Raw genomic sequence first — 17,680 nt, 5'->3', positions numbered from 1 at the left:
TGGTTGGGGGGCGGGCCACCGCAGTCCGGCCGCTACGTCGGCTATCGGCCGACACGAGGGGAACTTGAGGGGGGTGGCATTTACTTGTCCAAGATCAAGTTCAATGCCGTCAAGTCATTGCTGCCGTTTGGGGCGGCAGTCTAAAGTCGGGGCTCGCGGTGCCGATATGCTCGTATCGAGAACGCGCGCCCTCGCAGTCAGGAGCACTGAATGAATCCATCCACTCTCATCGGCATGTTTGCCAGCATCGTGCTGCTGGTCAGCGTGCTATTTTTCACCGCCGAGTCGCCGCAGAGCTTTCTCAACCTGCCGGGGCTGGCCATCGTGCTGGCGGGCACCATGGCGGCCACCTTCATCAGCTATCCGCTGCGCGAGGTGCTGCGGGTGGTGCGCCTGGTGGGGTTGGTGTTCCGGCGCGAGAACACCTATACCCGCGACGACATCAAGGAACTCGTCGACATGGCGCGGCTCTGGTTCAAGGGCGACGTGCGGGCCGTGGAGGACGCCCTGGAGCAGACGCGCAACCCCTTCCTGCGGACCGGCATACAGCTGGTCATCGCCAACACCAAGGAGGAGGAGATCTTCGATCTGCTGCGCTGGCGCATTGCCCGGCTCAAGGCGCGCGAGCACGCCGAGGCGCAGATCTTCCGTACCATGGCCACCTATGCGCCGGCCTTCGGCATGATCGGTACCCTGGTGGGGCTGGTGAACATGCTCGAGGTGATGGAGGCGGGCGACCTGCACGTTATCGGGCCGCGCATGGCGGTGGCGTTGCTCACCACCTTCTACGGCATCCTGCTCGCCAACCTGGTGTTCAAGCCCATTGCCGTGAAGCTCGAGCGCCGTACCGAAGAGCGCCTGATCGCCATGAACATGGTGCTCGAGGGCATCTCGCTGATCACCAAGCGCCGCCTGCCCTCCTTCATCGAGGAGACTCTCAACTCCTTCGTGGCCAACTACCACGACGAGATACGCGATCCTGCCCCGGGCGGCCGCAGCGACCCGACCGAGGTCGGACAGAATGCTTGACAGCAATACCCGCAACACCCTGCAGCCCTCGCCGACAGGCGACGGCGACGGGGAAGGGTGGCTGATGAGCTATCTGGACGTGTTGACGCTGCTGATCACGCTCTTCGTGCTGCTGGTATCGATGATGGGCAACGGCATGTCGAGCATGGGCAGCCAGTACGGGGGGCAGGCAAACCAGGCGATCTCCGCGGAAGCTCAGCTGGCGGCGCTGATCGTTTCCGGTCAGCTCGCGCCGGGCCTGAAGCCGCGCCACGACGGCCTGAAGCCGCGCTTCTCCGGGCTCGAGATCGATGGCGTGAGCGTTGCCGAGGGCCAGCAGGGAATCACCCTGCGCATCGACGACAATCTGCTCTTCGCCAGCGGCCAGGCCGACCTCACGGCTCAGGGGCGTGAGGTGTTGACCAGTCTCCATGACGCCCTGGCCACCTTCGAGGGCGACATCTCGGTCGAGGGGCACACCGATGATGTGCCTATCACCACGCCGCGCTTCCCCTCCAACTGGGAGCTCTCCACGGTGCGGGCCATTGCGGTGCTGCGTTTCTTGACCGAACTCGGCGTGGAAGCCGAGCGTTTACGGGCCGTGGGCTATGCCGATACGCGACCCATGGCGAGCAACGATACGCCCCAGGGACGGGCGGCCAATCGACGTGTGGAACTGCTGCTGCGCCAGGATGCCAGCCAGTCACCCGGACCGTAACCGAGGAGACCCCTTGTCGTCAGAAAACGACACGCCCGCAACACGGCGCTGGAGCGCCTGGCAGGCCATTGCGCTCTATGCCGTGGCGCTGCTGTGCCTGCTGCTGGCGATGGGCTGGGTGATCAAGGATCGCTACGCCCGCGACATGGAAGCGGCCCGGGGCGCTACCCTGGCCCACGCCGAGCTGATGGCGGAGTGGGGCAAGTCGGCCTTCACGCGCGTCGACGATACCCTGGGCGGGCTGGCCAATCTCTTTGCGGTCGCCCGCGACGACGCGACGGCGCCCGCGGCTCGCCTGACCGAGAATTTCGAGGTGCTGCTCGACCGGCGCCGCGAACGGCTGCCGTTCCTCGAGGCCGTGGGGCTCTTCGACGCCGAGGGGCGGCTGCGCTATGCCTCGGGCCCCCCGGATTCCGCGCGCGCGATGTCCGCTCCGGCCGAGGCCGTCGAGGCCTTCCTGGCCGACCCTGAAGAACCGGACTCTGCCGTGCGCTGGGAGCGGCAGGAGCAGGAGAGGGGGCCGCAGCTGTTCTATCTGCGGCGCCTGGTCGATGCAGATTCGCGAGTCATCGGCGTGGCGGTGGCGCGCATGGATCTGCGGTTCTTCTCCCAGGCGCTGTCGCGGCTGCAACTGGGCGCGGGACAGAGCATCGCCTTTCTCGATGACCACATGCGCTTGGTGGCGCGACGCCCCCCGGTGCCCGGCATGTCGGTCAGCGAGGCGATGGGCTTGCCCGTGGAGGCGCCGAGCGTCGCCGAGGCGATCGCCGAGCCGGGGGCAAGCTCCCACACCCTGACTTCGCCCCTCGACGAACGGCGGCGAATGTTCAGCGTGGTCGGCCTCGAGGGATTGCCGTTTTCGGCGGTGGTCGGTCTGGCCTCCGACACGGTGCTCGCCGACTGGCGCCAGAAAGTGCTGGTGCTGGCTCTCGGCTGGATGCTCGTTGCCCTGATCGGACTGCTGGCCCTGGTGCACTACTTGCGCCTGACCCGCACCGAGGCTCAACTCGTGCGCAGCGAGCAGCGGCTGTGGGATATCAATCGCTCGCTGCAGGCGGAGCTGCGCATCGCCGCCATGGCCTTCGACACCCATCTGGGCATGTTCATCACCGATGCCCAGGGCCGTATCCAGAAGGTCAACCGGACCTTCGAGGCGATCACCGGCTACACGGAAGCGGAGGTGCTGGGGCGCAATCCGCGCATGCTCAACTCCGGGCGCCATCCGCCCGAGCTCTACCAGGAGATGTGGCAGCGCCTCGACGCGGAGGGGCGCTGGCAGGGCGAGCTGTGGAACCGCCGCAAGAACGGCGATACCTATCCCCAGCGCCTGACCATCAGTGCGGTGAGCGACGAGGCAGGCACGGTCACCCACTACGTGGCCACCCTCAGCGACATCACCACCCGCAAGGCGGCCGAGCAGGAGGCGCATCGCCTGGCCTTCTACGACCCGCTCACCGGCCTGCCCAACCGGCGCATGATGCTCGACCGCATCGGCCGCGCCCTGGAGGCCCAGGCCCGTACCCAGCAGCAGGGCGCGCTGCTGTTCGTCGACCTCGACGGGTTCAAGCACATCAACGACAGCTTGGGGCACCAGCAGGGCGACGACATGCTGCAGCTGGTCGCACGGCGCTTCGAAGCGGTGAGTGGTGACAGTGACCTGGTGGCGCGCATCGGCGGCGACGAGTTCGTGATCCTGGCCGAGGGGCTGGGCGAGGATCTCGAGGCCGCCTCCCAGCTCGCCGAGCGAATCGCCAACCGCCTGCTGGGGGCGCTCGCCGAGCCGTGCGGGGTCGGCGAGCAGCGCCACCCGGTCTCTGGCAGCGTCGGCATCACGCTGCTGGGCGACGGCACCGGCAGTGTCGATGAGTGCCTGCAACAGGCTGAGATGGCGATGTACCAGGCCAAGCAGGCCGGACGAAACACGCTGCGCTTCTTCGACCCGCTGATGCAGGCCGAGGCCGTGCGTCGCGCCACCCTGGAAACGGACCTGCGCCAGGCCGTGGCGCGCGATCAGCTGCGTCTCTTTTATCAGGTGCAGGTGGACGCGTCATGGCAGGTGACGGGGGTGGAAGCGCTGCTGCGCTGGCAGCACCCGGAACACGGCATGGTGCCGCCCGGCGACTTCATTCCGGTGGCGGAGGAGAGCTACCTGATCGTCTCCATCGGTCGCTGGGTCCTGGAGACCGCCTGTCGTCAGTTGGCGCGCTGGGCCGAGACGACGGAGACGGCGGGCTTGACCATGGCTGTGAACATCAGCCCCCACCAGTTCCAGCAGCCCGACTTCGTCACCGAGGTGGAAACCGTGCTCGCCGCCACCGAAGCGCCGCCGGAGCGGCTCAAGCTGGAACTCACCGAGACGCTGTTCATGGAAGAGCCGGAGATCGCCTGCGCGACCATGCAGCGCCTCAAAACGCTGGGCGTGCGCTTCTCGCTGGACGATTTCGGCACCGGCTTTTCGTCGCTCACCTATCTCAATCAGTTGCCCCTCGACCAGCTTAAGATCGACCAGTCCTTCGTGCGACCGCTGTTTCAGGACAGCGCCAACGAGGTGATCTCGGCCTCGATCATCCAGCTCGGCCGCAACCTGGGGCTCGAGGTGATCGCCGAAGGGGTGGAGACCGAGGCGCACTGCGAGTGGCTGGCCGAGCAGGGGTGCCACGCCTACCAGGGGTATCTCTTCTCGCGGCCGCTGCCGCTCGACGAGCTGATGGAGCGGCTGGCGTCTTGGAGCTGTGTCGCCGGCCGCTGAGCCGGCGACGCAATTCGCTCAATCCTCGACGCGGCCGAGCAGCAGGAACTCGATCAGGGCCTTCTGGGCGTGGAGGCGGTTGCCGGCTTCCTGCCACACCACGGCGCGCGGGTCGTCGAGCAGGGTCTCGCTGATCTCCTCGCCGCGATGGGCGGGCAGGCAGTGCAGGAAGAGGGCGTCCGGCCTGGCGCGGTCGAGTAGCGCCTCGCTGACCTGGAAGCCGGCGAAGTCTGCCTCGCGCTTGGCTTGTTCCTCTTCCTGGCCCATGGAGGCCCAGACGTCGGTGGTGACCAGGTTGGCGTCCGCCACCGCTGCCTGCGGGTCGTGGAGGATCGTCACGCGCTCGCCGGCGGCGGCGAGGATGTCCTGGCGCGGCTCGTAACCCGCCGGGCAGCACACGCGCAGCTGGAAGTCGAACTGGCGGGCGGCGTTGATCCAGGAGTGGCACATGTTGTTGCCGTCGCCGATCCAGACGGCGGTCTTGCCCCGGGGGCTGCCGCGCAGCTCGGTCCAGGTCATGATATCGGCGAGCAACTGGCAGGGGTGGTAGTCGTCGGTCAGGGCATTGATCACCGGCACTTCGCTGGCGCCGGCGTACTCCTCGAGGCCGGCGTGGGAGAAGGTGCGGATCATGACGATGTCCACCATCTCGGCGAGCACGCGGGCGGTGTCGCCGATCGGTTCGCCGCGACCGAGCTGGGTGTCGCGGGGCGAGAGAAAGAGTGCATGGCCGCCGAACTGGGCCATGGCGGTCTCGAAGGAGACGCGCGTGCGGGTCGAGGACTTCTCGAAGATCATCGCCAGGGTGCGATTGGCGAAGGGCGCATAGGTGGGACCCTGGGCCCGCAGGCGGTTCTTGATGGTGATGGCGCGCTGGATCAGGTAGTGCAGTTCGTTGGGGTCCAGGTCCAGCAGGGTCAGGAAATGGCGCGTCGCCATGAGGGTCTCTCCCGCGAAAAAACCCCCATCCTAGCCAGCCGCCGGGGGATGCGCAATGCGCTCGGCATGGGTAGAATGACGGTCATGAAGAAAGGCTGAGCACCGTACTCGGGTATTGCTCGAGCAGCGGCCTCGGCATCCATGTGATTCAACCGGGAGCGCACATGAGCACGACCATCGAGAACATCCAGCGCCAGATCAGCGATAACCCGATCCTGATCTACATGAAGGGCACGCCCCAGCTGCCCCAGTGCGGCTTCTCCGCCCAGACCGTGCAGGCGCTGATGTCCTGCGGCGAGCGTTTCGCCTTCGTCAACGTCCTCGACAATCCGGACATTCGCGCCGAGCTGCCCAAGGTCGCCAACTGGCCGACCTTCCCCCAGCTGTGGGTCGAAGGCGAGCTGGTGGGCGGCTGCGACATCGTCGTCGAGATGTACCAGAACGGCGAGCTGGAGAAGCTCGTCAAGGAGGCGGCGGCCCGGGCCCAGGAGAACGAGGACAACTCCCAGGCCTGATACCCGCCTTTCCGGCATCCAAGACCCCCGACGGCCGGCCGTCGGGGGTCTTGCGTGTCTGGGCTCCGGCGGGTGAGCGGGTCAGGTCCCTTGGCCGTTCTGCTCGCGCTGCGCCAGCGCCCAGCCGCCGAGGTCCTTGTAGCGATTGACCATGGCGCAGAAGAGATCTGCGGTGCGCTCGGTGTCGTAGCGCGCCGAATGGGCTTCCTGGTTGTCGAAGGGAATGCCCGCCGCCTGGCAGGCGCGGGCCAGCACCGTCTGGCCGTAGATCAGCCCGGCGAGGCTGGCGGTATCGAAGCTGGAGAAGGGGTGGAAGGGGTTGCGCTTGATGCCGCAGCGCGCCACGGCGGCATTGAGGAAGCCGTGATCGAAGGCGGCGTTGTGGCCGACCAGCACGGCGCGGGTGCAGCTGTGGGCCTTGATGGCCTTGCGCACGGGGCGGAAGATCTCGCCCAGGGCCTCGGCCTCGGAGAGGGCCACGCGCTGGCGCAGCGGGTCGTCGAGCTTGATCCCGGTGAAGTCCAGCGCCGACTGCTCGATGTTGGCCCCCTCGAACGGGTGGAGATGGAAGGCGTAGGTGGCGTCGGGCAGCAGGTTGCCGTTGGGATCCATGGTGAGGGTGACGGCGGCGATCTCCAGAATCGCGTCCCGCTGGGGGTCGAAGCCCCCGGTTTCCAGGTCCACCACCACGGGCAGGAAACTGCGGAATCGCTGGGCCATCAGGTCGCGGGCGATCGCCTCGCTCATGCGCCTCTCCTTGTGTCTGCGCCGGTTGCGGTCGTCGAGCGGGGCTGCCCGGGCAGCCCGCCGAGAATGCGCGCCAGTCTAGCAGGTTGGCCGTGAGGCGTCCCGCGCCGGTATTCGCCGCCGGGTTGCCACGCTATAATCTCCCCTTTAGTTGCTTATCAGAAAGGAGCCCCGAATGTCCGATGTCAAGAAGGTCGTGCTGGCCTATTCCGGCGGCCTGGACACATCCGTCATCGTCAAGTGGTTGCAGGAAACCTATGACTGCGAGGTCGTGACCTTCACCGCCGACATCGGCCAGGGCGAGGAAGTGGAGCCGGCCCGCGCCAAGGCCCAGGCGCTGGGCGTCAAGGAGATCTACATCGAGGACCTGCGCGAGGAGTTCGTGCGCGACTACGTCTATCCGATGTTCCGCGCCAACACCATCTACGAGGGCGAGTACCTGCTGGGTACCTCCATCGCCCGCCCGCTGATCGCCAAGCGCCTGATCGAGATCGCCAACCAGACCGGTGCCGACGCCATTTCCCACGGCGCCACCGGCAAGGGCAACGACCAGGTGCGCTTCGAGCTGGGCGCCTATGCGCTCAAGCCGGGCGTCAAGGTGATCGCCCCGTGGCGCGAGTGGGATCTGACCTCCCGCGAGAAGCTGATGGCTTACTGCCAGCAGCACGACATCCCGGTGGACTTCACCAGCCAGAAGAAGAAGTCGCCGTACTCCATGGACGCCAACCTGCTGCACATCTCCTACGAGGGCGGCATTCTCGAGGATCCCTGGGCCGAGGCCGAGGAGGACATGTGGCGCTGGAGCGTCTCGCCGGAGGCGGCGCCCGACCAGCCCACCTATGTCGAGCTGACCTTCGCGCGTGGCGACATCGTGGCCATCGACGGCGAAGCCCTCAAGCCCCATGAGGTGCTCTCGAAGCTCAACCAGCTGGGCGGCGACAACGGCATCGGCCGTCTCGACATCGTCGAGAACCGCTACGTGGGCATGAAGTCCCGCGGCTGCTACGAGACCCCCGGCGGCACCATCATGCTGCGCGCCCACCGCGCCATCGAGTCGATCACCTTGGACCGCGAGGAGGCGCACCTCAAGGACGAGCTGATGCCCAAGTACGCCGAGGTGATCTACAACGGCTACTGGTGGAGCCCCGAGCGGCGCATGCTGCAGGCCGCCATCGACGAGACACAGGCCAACGTCTCCGGCGTGGTGCGCATGAAGCTCTACAAGGGCAGCGCCACCGTGGTGGGCCGCAAGTCCGAGCAGTCGCTGTTCGACGAGTCCATCGCCACCTTCGAGGACGACGCCGGCGCCTACGACCAGAAGGATGCCGAGGGCTTCATCAAGCTCAACGCCCTGCGCCTGCGCATTGCGGCCGGCAAGGGTCGCCAGCAGGGCTGAGCGGCCGCACGTACCGTCATGACCTGCGCCGGCCCCTCGGGCCGGCGCTTGTGCCTTGGGAGGTGACATGCTGAAGAAACTGTTGGGTGGGTTGTTCGGGGGCGGTGGTGATGCGGAGTCGAGCAGCGCGGCCGCCGCCGAGCCCGTGGAGTACCAGGGTTACCTGATCGTCTCCGAACCGGTGGAGCAGGGCGGTCAGTACCGCGTCAGCGGCTGGATCCGCAAGCCGGGCACCGATGGCGAGATGCGCGAGCACCGCTTCGAGCGCTCCGACCTGGTGCCCGGTCGAGACGCCTGCGATGAGCTGATGGTGCGCAAGGCGCAGGTCTACATCGACCAGGTTGGCGAGGAGATGTTCACGCCGCGCTGACTCTACCTCACCCACGCTCTCCCACGACCCTCACCCGTCCCCTGGCCTGCCGGGGGCGGTCCCCCTCTCTCGGTTCTACGCCTTTTGCGCAAGTGCTGCCCGAGGGCGCCCTCGCTACACTTCAGTCATTGCCGATTGATGCCGTGACCGGGAGTGTCCATGCGCCTGCTGCACCGCGCCTCGCCGTGGCGTGACCTCTTCGCCACCGATAGCCTGCCCGACGCGTCACAGTGGCCCGCGCTGCTGGCGCCGCTGCGTGAGGCCCTGGCGGAGCTTGGCCCCGTGCCGAGTCTGGCCGAGACGCACGCCTGGCAGGGGCGGCTGGTCGAGGCGCTGGACCGTCTCGATCTGCCCGCCGGGCGCATCAGCCAGCTGATCAGCGACCACAACGACTGGCTTTACCGCCGCGCCATCCACCTCTCCCTGGAGGAGATGGTCGGCCTGGGCTGGGGGCCGCCGCCGGTGCCCTACTGCGTGCTGACGCTGGGCTCCGGGGCGCGCCACGAAAGCCTGCTGGCGCCGGATCAGGACAACGCCATGATCGTGGCCGACTACCCGGATGGGCAGCATACTGCGATCGACGGCTACTTTCAGGCGCTGGGCGAGCGCTTCACGGCGCGCCTGGACGAGGCCGGGATCCCGCTGTGCAACGGACACGTGATGGCGCGTTGGCCGATGTGGCGCAAGCGCCTCTCGGAATGGCGGGAACAGCTGGCGATCTGGACGGCCGAGCGACGCGTCAAGCGGGTGCAGCAGGCCAATATCCTGCTTGACTTCCATCCCGTCCACGGCGATGCCGCCCTAGCCGAGTCGCTGCGCGACACGGTGGCCGGCTGCCTGCCTCGGGCTGGGCTCTTCCTCGATGAAATGGCCGCGCTGCTGGATGAGTTGCCGGTGGCGTTGGACCGCTTCGGCCGGCTGGTGGGAGGCGGCGAGGGCGCGCCCCACGAGCGCGCCCTCGATCTCAAGCACCAGGGGCTGCTGCCGCTGGTGGGCGCCGTGCGCCTGCTGGCGGTTCGCCACGCGGTGCGCCCGCCGGATACCCGACTGCGCCTGGCAGAACTGGTGAGCCGAGGCGCACTAGATGGGCGCGAGGCTCAGGGGCTGGGTGCGGCCTTGGAACGGCTGCAGGAACGGCTGCTCACCGCCCAGCGTCACACCCTGGTGGCCGGCGGCACCCCCGACGGCTGGATCGACCTGGCGCGCCTCGACGAGGATGCACGCCTGCTGCTGCGCCACGACCTTCTGGCGATCCGCCGCCTCATGCGTCGGCTACGACACCCCTGAGTTGGCTGCCTTCCTAGAACGCCTCCCATTCCGGCTCGGCTTCGCGGGCCGGCTTGCGCGGTGCCTGGCTGGCCGCAGGCGGGCGAGCTGCTGGCAGGCTGGCGCCCAGCTGGGGAAGGGCCGCAACCGTGGGTCGGGGCGCATTGGTGGCAACCGGAGCGTCGCCGAGCACGAACTCACCCATCAGGGCGTCGAGTCGGTGGGCGTTGTCGCGCATGGTGGCGGCGAGACTGGCGTTCTGGTTCACCATGGCGGCGTTCTGCTGGGTCATGGTGTCCATCTCGGCGACGGCGGTGTTGATCTGCTGGATACCGGCGGTCTGCTCGCGGGTACCGGCGGTGATCTCGCCGATCACGTCGGCCACCTGGGTGACGCTCTGGCCGATGTCGTGCATCCGTTCCGCCACTTCCTTGACCAGGCCTTCCCCGTCGCGGGTGTGCTGCACCGAAGCGTCGATCAGCTCGCGAATATCGCGGGCGGCGTCGGCAGCGCGGCTGGCCAGGGTGCGCACTTCGCCGGCCACCACCGCGAAGCCGCGGCCCTGCTCGCCTGCCCGCGCGGCCTCTACGGAGGCGTTGAGGGCCAGGATATTGGTCTGGAAGGCAATGGAGTCGATCAGGGTGATGATCTCGCCGATCTTGGCGGCCGAGTCGGTGATGGACGCCATCTTGTGCTCCATCTGCGACATGGCGTCGCGGCCCCGTTCAGCGGCACCGGCAGCGTCGGTGGCCAGGGTGCTGGCCTGCTCCGCGGACTGGGCGGTGTGGGTGACCGTGGAGTGGATCTCCTCCATGGAGGCGGAGGTTTCCTGAAGGTTGGCGGCGGCCTGCTCGGTGCGCGACGAGAGCTCACCGGTGCCGTCCGCCATGTCGCTGGCGCCGGCCAGTACGGTGCGGGCGTTGCCGCGAACCTCCTGCAGGGTGTGCTGCATGCGTTCGACGAACGCGTTGAACTGGGTGGCGAGCTCGCCGAGTTCGTCGCCGCTCTCGACCTCCAGGCGGCGAGTGAGATCGCCCTTGCCTTGGGCGATATCGGCCAGGGCACTGGCGGTGCGGCGCACGGGTGCCAGCGTCTTGCGCGCCGAGACACCCACGATCAGCAGCAACACGGCCAGCGTCAGCACGGCGGCGATCAGCAGGGCTTGCAGCAGGTTGGTGGTGATGGCGGTGAACAGCTCGCGGGGCATCGTCACCCCCGCCGTCCAGGACGTGCCGGGAATGGGATGCCAGAGGATCTGGTTGTGGCTGCCGTCGGGCAGGGTGGCCTGTCCGAGCCCGGGCTCGCCGGTGAGCATCGCCCGGCCCAGCTCGTTCATACCCTGGTAGCCGTCGGCGTCCGCCTCGGTGAGGTTGAGCGCCATGCGTGCCGACTCGTTGGGATGGGCGACCAGGGTGCCGTCGCTGTCGATCATCCAGCCGTAGCTGCCCTTGCCGACATCGATGGCCGAGGTGATCTCGGAGACGGCGGCCATGGAAACGGTGATGCCGAGCAGGCCGATGCGTCGGCCGTTGGCATCGCGAATCACCTCGGCAATGACTGCGGTGGGCTTGCCGCTGACCAGAGAGAGCACCGGGTCACCGATCAGACGGTCGGCGCTGCCCTCGACGACCAGCGTCTGGAAGTAGTCGCGCTCGGAAATGTTGGCCTTGGCGCCGGTGTGGGTGATGACATTGCCTCGGGCGTCAGCGACGTAGAGCGACTCGATGGTGTCGCCGCCGGGATGGCGCTCGGCCAGCCAGTCGCGGTGTTGGCTGACATTGCCCGGTTTGGCGAGGCGTTCGTCCTGGGCCAGGCCGGAGAGCCAGAAGCGATAGCCCTCGATCCAGTAGCCGATCTCGGCGGCCCGCCCCTCGACCTGGCGCAGGCTGGTGTTCTCGACCATGGGGGGAATGGCGTTGTTGAGCTGGCTGTTCACCACCCAGCCGAGGGCCAGGAAGGCGAGCAGCAGCGGAATGCCCAGCGCTCCCAGGAGTTTCTGGGTCAGGGTCAGGCGAGTCAGGATTTTCAATGCAGTGCCCTCTGTGTATTCAAGTCCGTGGGGTGAGCGTGAGGCAACCTCTACGCACGGGCAGCCGTGCACATGCCGGCTCCGCATATGGCGTCAGGTAGTGCTGTCACACGTCGTGTTGCCCTGCAGCAGCAGGCACGATCGCCATTGGTCTTGTTATTGGGGCGGGAGGCAGGCCTGTCGGCACCCGGTGTCGGGGGCGGCGGCCCTGCCAGGAAGGTTCATCGGCCGCGGCAGGGGCTTCTTGAGGCGACTAGCGACAAAAAGGGGTCGATTAGACCATGGTCGATAACGCGTCCCCGCTCAGCCGGGGGCGCTGGGAAGCTCCATGACCAGGCAGGCGCCCTTGAGGATGGGGGCGTCCTCCACCCAGAGCCGGCCGCCCAGGTGGGCGACGATACCGCGGCTGATGGGCAGGCCCAGGCCGCTGCCGCGCGGGCGGCCGCGCACCGTTTCGGCGCTCTCGCCCTGGCGCTGGATCTGGTGGAACTTCTCGAAGACGCGTTCGCGCTCATCCGGGGCGATGCCGGGGCCATTGTCCTCGACGCTGAGGCGGAAGTGCGCCTTGTGACGGGCCAGGTGGAGGCGTACGCGGGGCGCGTCGTGATCGGCGAACTTGCCGGCATTGTCGAGCAGGTTGATGATCACCTGCTCCAACCGGTCGGGGTCGCCGACCACCGGGGCCTCGTCGAGGTCGATTTCGACCTCCAGGGCCACGCCACGATCCTCCTGCAGGCGATGCACGGCATCCACGCTGTGGCGGGTCAGGGCCACCAGGTCGAGGCGCTGGGGGTGGAGCGTCAGCCGCCCACTCTCCAGCCGGGCCAGGTCGAGGATCTCCTCGATCAGCCGCGACAGGCGCTGGCTCTCCTTGACCACCACGTCGAGGAAGTGCACCCGCTTTTCGTCGGGCAGCGAGTCGCTGTCGCGCAGGATCTCGGCGAAGGCGCGGATCGAGGTGAGCGGGGTGCGCAGCTCATGGCTGACCATGGCCACGAACTCGTCCTTGAGGCGGTCCAGCTCGCGCAGCCGCTCGTTGGCCGCGCGCAGTTCCTCGCCGATGCGCGACAGCTCCCGCGACTTCTGCTCCAGCTGGCGGTTGTACTCCAGCGTCTGGGAGGTGGTGTCGAGGATGCTGAGGATCGACTCCAGGTCCAGCGCCTCGCCGCGCACCACCGAGTTGATCAGCACCCTCGCCGAGGCGTTGCCCAGGGCCCCGGAGAGGGCCTGCTCGGCGCGGGCGATCAGCTCGGAGGGCGCCGGGTCACTGTCGTCGAGCCGCGCATCGCCGGGATTGTCGAGCACCCTTGCCGTGGCGCTCGCGCCCAGGTAGCGGCCCAGCAGGCTGCGCAGCTCGCCGCGGGTGGTCTGGCCGCGCCACAGCGGCGTGTGCTCGAGCCCCGGGTGCATGGCCTCGGTGAACAGCGCTGCCTGGGTCTGCTCCAGCGGGCTCTGGCGGGTGAACAGCGATATCCCCACCAGCAGCCCGACGTTGGCGGTGAGACTCCACAACAGCGAGTGGGCGTAGATGTCCCACCCCTCGAGACCCAGCAACGCATAGGGCTTGAGCCAGGCCAGGCCCCAAGGCCCCTGGTGAAGGAAGGCGTCGTCGAGCCAGCCGGACTGGGCGAAGCCCGGCAGCAGCAGCGTCCAAGCCCAGACCAGGAAGCCGGCGATGAGGCCGAGGCTGGCGCCGGTGCGGTTGGCGCCGCGCCAGTAGAGTCCGATAAGCATGGCCGGGGCGAACTGGGCGGCCGCGGCGAAGGAGACCAGGCCGATGGTGACCAGGCTGTAGGAATCGCCGATCAGCGCGTGGTAGAGGTAGCCGAGCAGCAGAATCAGCACGATGGCCACCCGCCGGATACCCAGCAGCCAGCCGGCCAGCTCGCCCTGGGAGCTCAGGTGCAGGCGGCGCGAGCGCAGCAGCAGCGGCATCACCAGCTGGTTGCTGACCATGGTGGAGAGGGCGATGGTCTCGACGATCACCATGCTGGTGGCCGCCGAGAGCCCACCGATGAACACCAGCAGCGGGATGCCGTCGAGCCCCGCCGCCAGCGGCAGGGTGAGCACGAAACTGTCCGGGTCGTTGCTGCCGCCCAGCAGCAGGCCGGCCATGGCGATGGGGATCACGAAGAGGTTGATGGCCAGCAGGTAGAGCGGGAAGAGCCAACTGGCGCGCTTGAGGTGGCGCTCGTCGACGTTCTCCACCACCAGTACCTGGAACTGCCGCGGCAGGGCGAGAAAGGCGAGAAAGGCGAGCACCAGGGTGCCGAACCAGCCGGTGGCGCCGCCGGGAACCGCACCCAGCCCCAGGGCATCGCCCAGCGCGGGATCGGCCGCCACCTGGCCGAAGAGGTCGGCCGGCCCCTGGAAGAGCCCGAACAGCACGAAGACACCCACGCTGACGAAGGCCAGCAGCTTGATCAGCGATTCGAAGGCGATGGCGGCCACCATGCCCTCGTGGCGTTCGCTGGCGTCCAGGTGGCGGGTGCCGAAGAGGATGATGAACACGGCGAGCACCAGCGCCACCCAGAACGACTTGTCGTTCCAGAAGCTCTCGTCGGCGAGGCGGAAATCCGCCGCCTCGGGGTAGTTCACCAGCACCGCGTGGCTCAGGGTGATGGCCTTGAGCTGCAGGGCGATGTAGGGCGTGATGCCGATCAGGGCGATGACCGCCACGAGGGCGCCGAGGCTCGAGCTCTTGCCGTAGCGGGCGCTGATGAAATCGGCGATGGAGGTGATCCGCTGCGAGCGGGCGATGCGCACCATCTTGCGGATCAGCAGCGGCCCCATGAGCATCGCCAGGGTGGGGCCCAGATAGATGAGCAGGAAGCTGGGCCCGAACTCGGCGGCGCGACCCACGCTGCCATAGAAGGTCCAGGCCGTGCAGTAGACGGCGATGGAGAGCGCATAGACGGTGGGAGAGCCGATCAACGAGCGGCCTTGCTCGGCGCGTCGGTCGCCCCAGGCGGCAATCACGAACAGCAGGGCGAGGTAGCCGAAGGCGAACGTCAGTACCAACGCTTCGCTGCGCATTGCCCTAGCGCTCCTCCTCGCGGCTCTCCATCAGCCAGGCCGCCAGGCCGATGACCAGCCCCCAGGCCAAGAAGAGATAGAGCGGCAGCCAGGAGGGGCCCGCCTCCGAGGGGCGGTCGAAGATCACCACCAGCGGCGGCGAGAAGAGCAGGGCGGCCAGCGCGGTGAGCGCGATCAGGCGAGCGCGGCGGCGCGGCTCGGTCATGTGCAGGCGTCCTCCTTGTCGAAGGCGCTGGTCTGCAGCGTCAGGGCCTGCTCGAGGGTCTCGATGCCGCGCGCCTCCAAACGCGGCAGCAGTGCCAGCCACAGCTCGGCGGTGACGCGGGCATCGCCAAGGGCCGTGTGGCGCGTGCCGGGCGGGAAGCTCAGGTCGTAGCGCTCGGCCAGGCTGTCCAGGTCGTGGCCGTCGAGGCTTTCGTCGAGCGCCCGCGAAATCAGCAGGGTATCGAGCACCGGCATGTCGAGGGTCACGTTGCTGCCCGGCAACTGCAGGGCCAGCAGGTCGAAGGCGGCATTATGGGCCAGGATCACGGCGTCGCCGATGTAGTCGCGAAAGCGCGGCAGGGCGACCGAGAGCGGCGGGGCGCCAGCCACGTCGGCGTCGGTCAGGCCGTGGATGGCGGTGCTGGCCGGGGGGATCGGCTTGCCCGGGTCGACGCGCAGGTCGAAGACCTCACTGGCCAGCAGGCGGGCGTTGACGATGCGGCAGGCGCCGATGCTGATCACCGTGTCTCCACGGCGCAGCTCCAGGCCGGTGGTCTCGGTGTCGAAGGCAACGATCTCCAGGGCGCGTAGCGGCCGGCAGGCGAGCTCGGCATCGGGGGGCGGCAGCTTGGCGATGCCGAAGTCGTGGAATTCGGGGCGCGGTGCCGTCTTGGCACGGGGCGCGCCGACCCGCTCCACCGCGGGCAGCGGCAGGCGCAGGCGAGCATGCTCGCCGTCGGCATCGGCCAGGCTCCAGGCGTCGCTGGCGTGCTGGCGCAGCAGGTCGCGCACGCGCGGCGCCAGCGGCAGGCTCTCCAGGTGCTGGTCGCTCCAGATGGCCAGTTCGCGTTGGGGCAGCGGCGTGCCGGACCACACCAGGTCGAGATAGACGCGGCGGTTGCCGAGCAGCATCTCCCCCTCGAAGGTGGCCGTGCCAGCGTGCGACCGGAGGTGTTCGAGCAGCGAGGCGAGCAGCACCAGCAGCGCCGGGGCATCGCCGCGGAACCAGGCGGGCATGCCGATGGGCACCACTTCCAGCGGCGAGTCGGCCAGGCGCTCGTTGAGGGACTGCCAGAGGTCGTTGGACCACAGCGGTACCAACCGCTCGCCTTGTTGTTGCATATCCTCGATGAGCCGGCCGAGGCGGTCGATGGTCTGGCTCAGCTCACGGCTCTCCTCGTCGATGACCGCTTCCAGGCGGCGGCGCAGGCCGTCGTCTTCCTGATCGGGCTGGCGCGTGCGACCCAGCGCCTCGGCGGCACTGCCCAGGCTGGCGCCATGGCGGCGCAGGGCCGGCAGCATGTCGGTGAGCTCGGCGCGGGCGCCCATCTCGCTGGTCCAGGCTGCCGTGGCATCGGTGAGGGTCAGCAGCGTCTCGCTCTCGCTGTGCGGCACGCGGCGCAGGATGACGTGCAGCCACCGCTCCCGGCAGGGGGTGAGCAGCTCGCGCGGCGCGCCATCCTGGGGCAGCTGGCCGAGGGCGTCCTGCAGGCTCGCCACCGGGAGCAGGGTATCGAGCCGCTTGCCGAGCCCCAGGCCGGGATGGTCCTCGAAGAGCGTTTCGGCGGCCTGGTTGAACAGCAGCAGGCGGCGGTGGTGGTCGCACAGCAGCAGCGGGGTGTCGAGCACCTGCAGCAGCGTCTCCAGCTCCTGGCGAATGCGTGCCGCGCTGCGCGCGCCTTCGGTGTGGGCGGTGGCCAGGCGCTGGCGGTCGGAGCGCCACGCCTCGCGCACGCGCATCAGGTCGGGGCCGAGGCCGCGCAGCCAGCCCTCGGGGGGGTAGTCCTCGCGGGCGTCGGGATTGGCGACGAGGCGCGCAAGCTGGACCTGGAGGTGGCGCAGCGGCGTGAACAGCATGCGCTCGAGCAGCAGGCCGCACAGGAAGATGGTGCCGCCGCCCGAGAAGCAGCCCAGCCACAGCACCAGACGGGCGAGCCCCTGGGGCTGGAAGAGGCTATCCAGCCAGGCGGCGAAGAGGGCGCCGCCCAGCAGGCTGATGCCGCTAAGCAGTAACCACAGGCCGATGAGCCGCTGTCGGCGGGGTAGCTTCTGCCCGAACATCACGCATCCTCGGCCAGCAGCGCCTTCACCTTTTCGACCAGCGCCTGGGTGGAAAAGGGCTTGGTGACGTAGTCGTCGGCGCCGAGGGCGAGGCCCTTCTCGCGTTCCACCTCGCGGCCATGGGCGGTGAGCATGATGATCGGCAGGCGCCGGTGGTGGGGGTCGCCGCGCAGCTGCTCGAGCACGTCGAAGCCGCTGATGCCCGGCAGGCTGATGTCGAGCAGGACCAGGTCGGGGGTGCTGTCGCCCACCGCGGCCAGGGCCGCTTCGCCATCCTCGGCGGTGATCACCTCGAAGCCGGCCTGCTGCATCAGGAATTCCAGTGACAGGACGATGTTGGGTTCGTCGTCCACCACCAGTACCTTGGCCATGGCGCTCTCCTTTATAGATTGTTGTTGTCAGTCTAGTGATCGCGACAGGGGCGGCAAAGACGACCTTGGGCGCAGGATTGTGGCGACTCGTTTATGGCTATCCTGCATTGGTGTGAAGCCAATCATTCTGTAAGGGAATATTGAGTCGAGCCACTCAGGCTACTTATTTCTGCGGCGACAACCAGTCGCCGGCTGCCCAGGCACCCGGCACGATTCCGGGGGCGCGCAACCTGCCGCACCACAGCCTGCTGCAGGCCAGTGACGATGCCTG

Annotated in this window: 14 protein-coding genes; 7 read left to right on the top strand and 7 right to left on the bottom strand. The window is 68.2% G+C overall.

Annotated features, from left to right (window positions below):
- Positions 1–210 precede the first annotated feature (210 nt).
- Genes FEF15_RS12565 through FEF15_RS12555 form a run of 3 tightly spaced genes read left to right on the top strand, consistent with a single transcriptional unit; the run spans position 211 to position 4,475 of the window.
- On the top strand, positions 211–1,029 hold the full coding sequence (locus FEF15_RS12565; RefSeq protein WP_163559520.1) for a MotA/TolQ/ExbB proton channel family protein: 819 nt from the start codon (positions 211–213) through the stop codon (positions 1,027–1,029).
- Positions 1,022–1,726, top strand: a complete 705-nt coding sequence (locus FEF15_RS12560; RefSeq protein WP_163559519.1) for an OmpA family protein — start codon at positions 1,022–1,024, stop codon at positions 1,724–1,726. Before FEF15_RS12565 ends, FEF15_RS12560 begins: the two co-directional genes overlap by 8 nt.
- Before the next feature lie 13 nt (positions 1,727–1,739).
- Positions 1,740–4,475, top strand: coding sequence for an EAL domain-containing protein (locus FEF15_RS12555; RefSeq protein WP_163559518.1), 2,736 nt, complete (start codon positions 1,740–1,742; stop codon positions 4,473–4,475).
- Positions 4,476–4,493: 18 nt separating this feature from the next.
- Here FEF15_RS12555 and argF read toward each other — a convergent pair whose 3' ends face one another.
- Complete coding sequence (argF, locus tag FEF15_RS12550; RefSeq protein WP_163559517.1) at positions 4,494–5,414, bottom strand: ornithine carbamoyltransferase; 921 nt, start codon at positions 5,412–5,414, stop codon at positions 4,494–4,496.
- Between the two features lie 164 nt (positions 5,415–5,578).
- On the opposite strand from argF, the gene FEF15_RS12545 reads away from it, so the two are divergent.
- On the top strand, positions 5,579–5,929 hold the full coding sequence (locus FEF15_RS12545) for a Grx4 family monothiol glutaredoxin (protein ID WP_163559516.1): 351 nt from the start codon (positions 5,579–5,581) through the stop codon (positions 5,927–5,929).
- 81 nt (positions 5,930–6,010) lie between these two features.
- On the opposite strand, the gene rnt is transcribed toward FEF15_RS12545, so the two are convergent.
- On the bottom strand, positions 6,011–6,676 hold the full coding sequence (rnt, locus tag FEF15_RS12540; RefSeq protein WP_163559515.1) for a ribonuclease T: 666 nt from the start codon (positions 6,674–6,676) through the stop codon (positions 6,011–6,013).
- A 175-nt stretch (positions 6,677–6,851) separates the two neighbouring features.
- On the opposite strand from rnt, the gene FEF15_RS12535 reads away from it, so the two are divergent.
- The 3 genes from FEF15_RS12535 (at position 6,852) to FEF15_RS12525 (ending at position 9,729) form a co-directional block, all read left to right on the top strand.
- Positions 6,852–8,072, top strand: coding sequence for an argininosuccinate synthase (locus FEF15_RS12535; RefSeq protein WP_163559514.1), 1,221 nt, complete (start codon positions 6,852–6,854; stop codon positions 8,070–8,072).
- Positions 8,073–8,139: 67 nt separating this feature from the next.
- On the top strand, positions 8,140–8,442 hold the full coding sequence (locus FEF15_RS12530; RefSeq protein ID WP_163559513.1) for an HlyU family transcriptional regulator: 303 nt from the start codon (positions 8,140–8,142) through the stop codon (positions 8,440–8,442).
- Positions 8,443–8,601: 159 nt separating this feature from the next.
- Positions 8,602–9,729: a DUF294 nucleotidyltransferase-like domain-containing protein gene (locus tag FEF15_RS12525; RefSeq protein ID WP_163559512.1), complete on the top strand. Its 1,128-nt coding sequence runs from the start codon at positions 8,602–8,604 to the stop codon at positions 9,727–9,729.
- A 13-nt stretch (positions 9,730–9,742) separates the two neighbouring features.
- Here the strand turns inward: FEF15_RS12525 and FEF15_RS12520 are convergent, their stop codons facing one another.
- The 5 genes from FEF15_RS12520 to FEF15_RS12500 form a co-directional block, all read right to left on the bottom strand.
- The gene (locus FEF15_RS12520) at positions 9,743–11,737 is read right to left on the bottom strand and encodes a methyl-accepting chemotaxis protein (RefSeq protein WP_240454157.1); all 1,995 of its coding nucleotides are present in this window, start codon (positions 11,735–11,737) and stop codon (positions 9,743–9,745) included.
- Between the two features lie 303 nt (positions 11,738–12,040).
- Positions 12,041–14,773, bottom strand: a complete 2,733-nt coding sequence (locus tag FEF15_RS12515; protein WP_163559510.1) for a sensor histidine kinase — start codon at positions 14,771–14,773, stop codon at positions 12,041–12,043.
- A gap of 4 nt (positions 14,774–14,777) precedes the next feature.
- Positions 14,778–14,978, bottom strand: coding sequence for a hypothetical protein (locus tag FEF15_RS12510; RefSeq protein WP_163559509.1), 201 nt, complete (start codon positions 14,976–14,978; stop codon positions 14,778–14,780).
- Positions 14,975–17,038 carry a 3'-5' exonuclease gene (locus tag FEF15_RS12505; RefSeq protein WP_163559508.1) on the bottom strand — a complete coding sequence of 688 codons (2,064 nt, stop codon included), beginning with the start codon at positions 17,036–17,038 and terminating at the stop codon, positions 14,975–14,977. The genes FEF15_RS12510 and FEF15_RS12505 overlap by 4 nt, the downstream gene beginning before the upstream one ends.
- Positions 17,038–17,409, bottom strand: coding sequence for a response regulator (locus tag FEF15_RS12500; RefSeq protein WP_163559507.1), 372 nt, complete (start codon positions 17,407–17,409; stop codon positions 17,038–17,040). The genes FEF15_RS12505 and FEF15_RS12500 overlap by 1 nt, the downstream gene beginning before the upstream one ends.
- Positions 17,410–17,680: the final 271 nt, after the last annotated feature.

It is taken from the genome of Halomonas sp. NO4, assembly GCF_010994375.1.
Classification (GTDB): domain Bacteria; phylum Pseudomonadota; class Gammaproteobacteria; order Pseudomonadales; family Halomonadaceae; genus Halomonas.
This window is presented reverse-complemented; position numbering and strand designations above follow the sequence as displayed.

Coding starts and splice junctions, on each gene's coding strand:
- FEF15_RS12535 (WP_163559514.1), top strand. CDS start 6,852: ATGTCCGATGTCAAGAAGGTCGTGCTGGCCTATTCCGGCGGCCTGGAC.
- argF (WP_163559517.1), bottom strand. CDS start 5,414: ATGGCGACGCGCCATTTCCTGACCCTGCTGGACCTGGACCCCAACGAA.
- FEF15_RS12515 (WP_163559510.1), bottom strand. CDS start 14,773: ATGCGCAGCGAAGCGTTGGTACTGACGTTCGCCTTCGGCTACCTCGCC.
- FEF15_RS12525 (WP_163559512.1), top strand. CDS start 8,602: ATGCGCCTGCTGCACCGCGCCTCGCCGTGGCGTGACCTCTTCGCCACC.
- FEF15_RS12545 (WP_163559516.1), top strand. CDS start 5,579: ATGAGCACGACCATCGAGAACATCCAGCGCCAGATCAGCGATAACCCG.
- FEF15_RS12505 (WP_163559508.1), bottom strand. CDS start 17,038: ATGTTCGGGCAGAAGCTACCCCGCCGACAGCGGCTCATCGGCCTGTGG.
- FEF15_RS12560 (WP_163559519.1), top strand. CDS start 1,022: ATGCTTGACAGCAATACCCGCAACACCCTGCAGCCCTCGCCGACAGGC.
- FEF15_RS12500 (WP_163559507.1), bottom strand. CDS start 17,409: ATGGCCAAGGTACTGGTGGTGGACGACGAACCCAACATCGTCCTGTCA.
- FEF15_RS12565 (WP_163559520.1), top strand. CDS start 211: ATGAATCCATCCACTCTCATCGGCATGTTTGCCAGCATCGTGCTGCTG.
- FEF15_RS12510 (WP_163559509.1), bottom strand. CDS start 14,978: ATGACCGAGCCGCGCCGCCGCGCTCGCCTGATCGCGCTCACCGCGCTG.
- rnt (WP_163559515.1), bottom strand. CDS start 6,676: ATGAGCGAGGCGATCGCCCGCGACCTGATGGCCCAGCGATTCCGCAGT.
- FEF15_RS12530 (WP_163559513.1), top strand. CDS start 8,140: ATGCTGAAGAAACTGTTGGGTGGGTTGTTCGGGGGCGGTGGTGATGCG.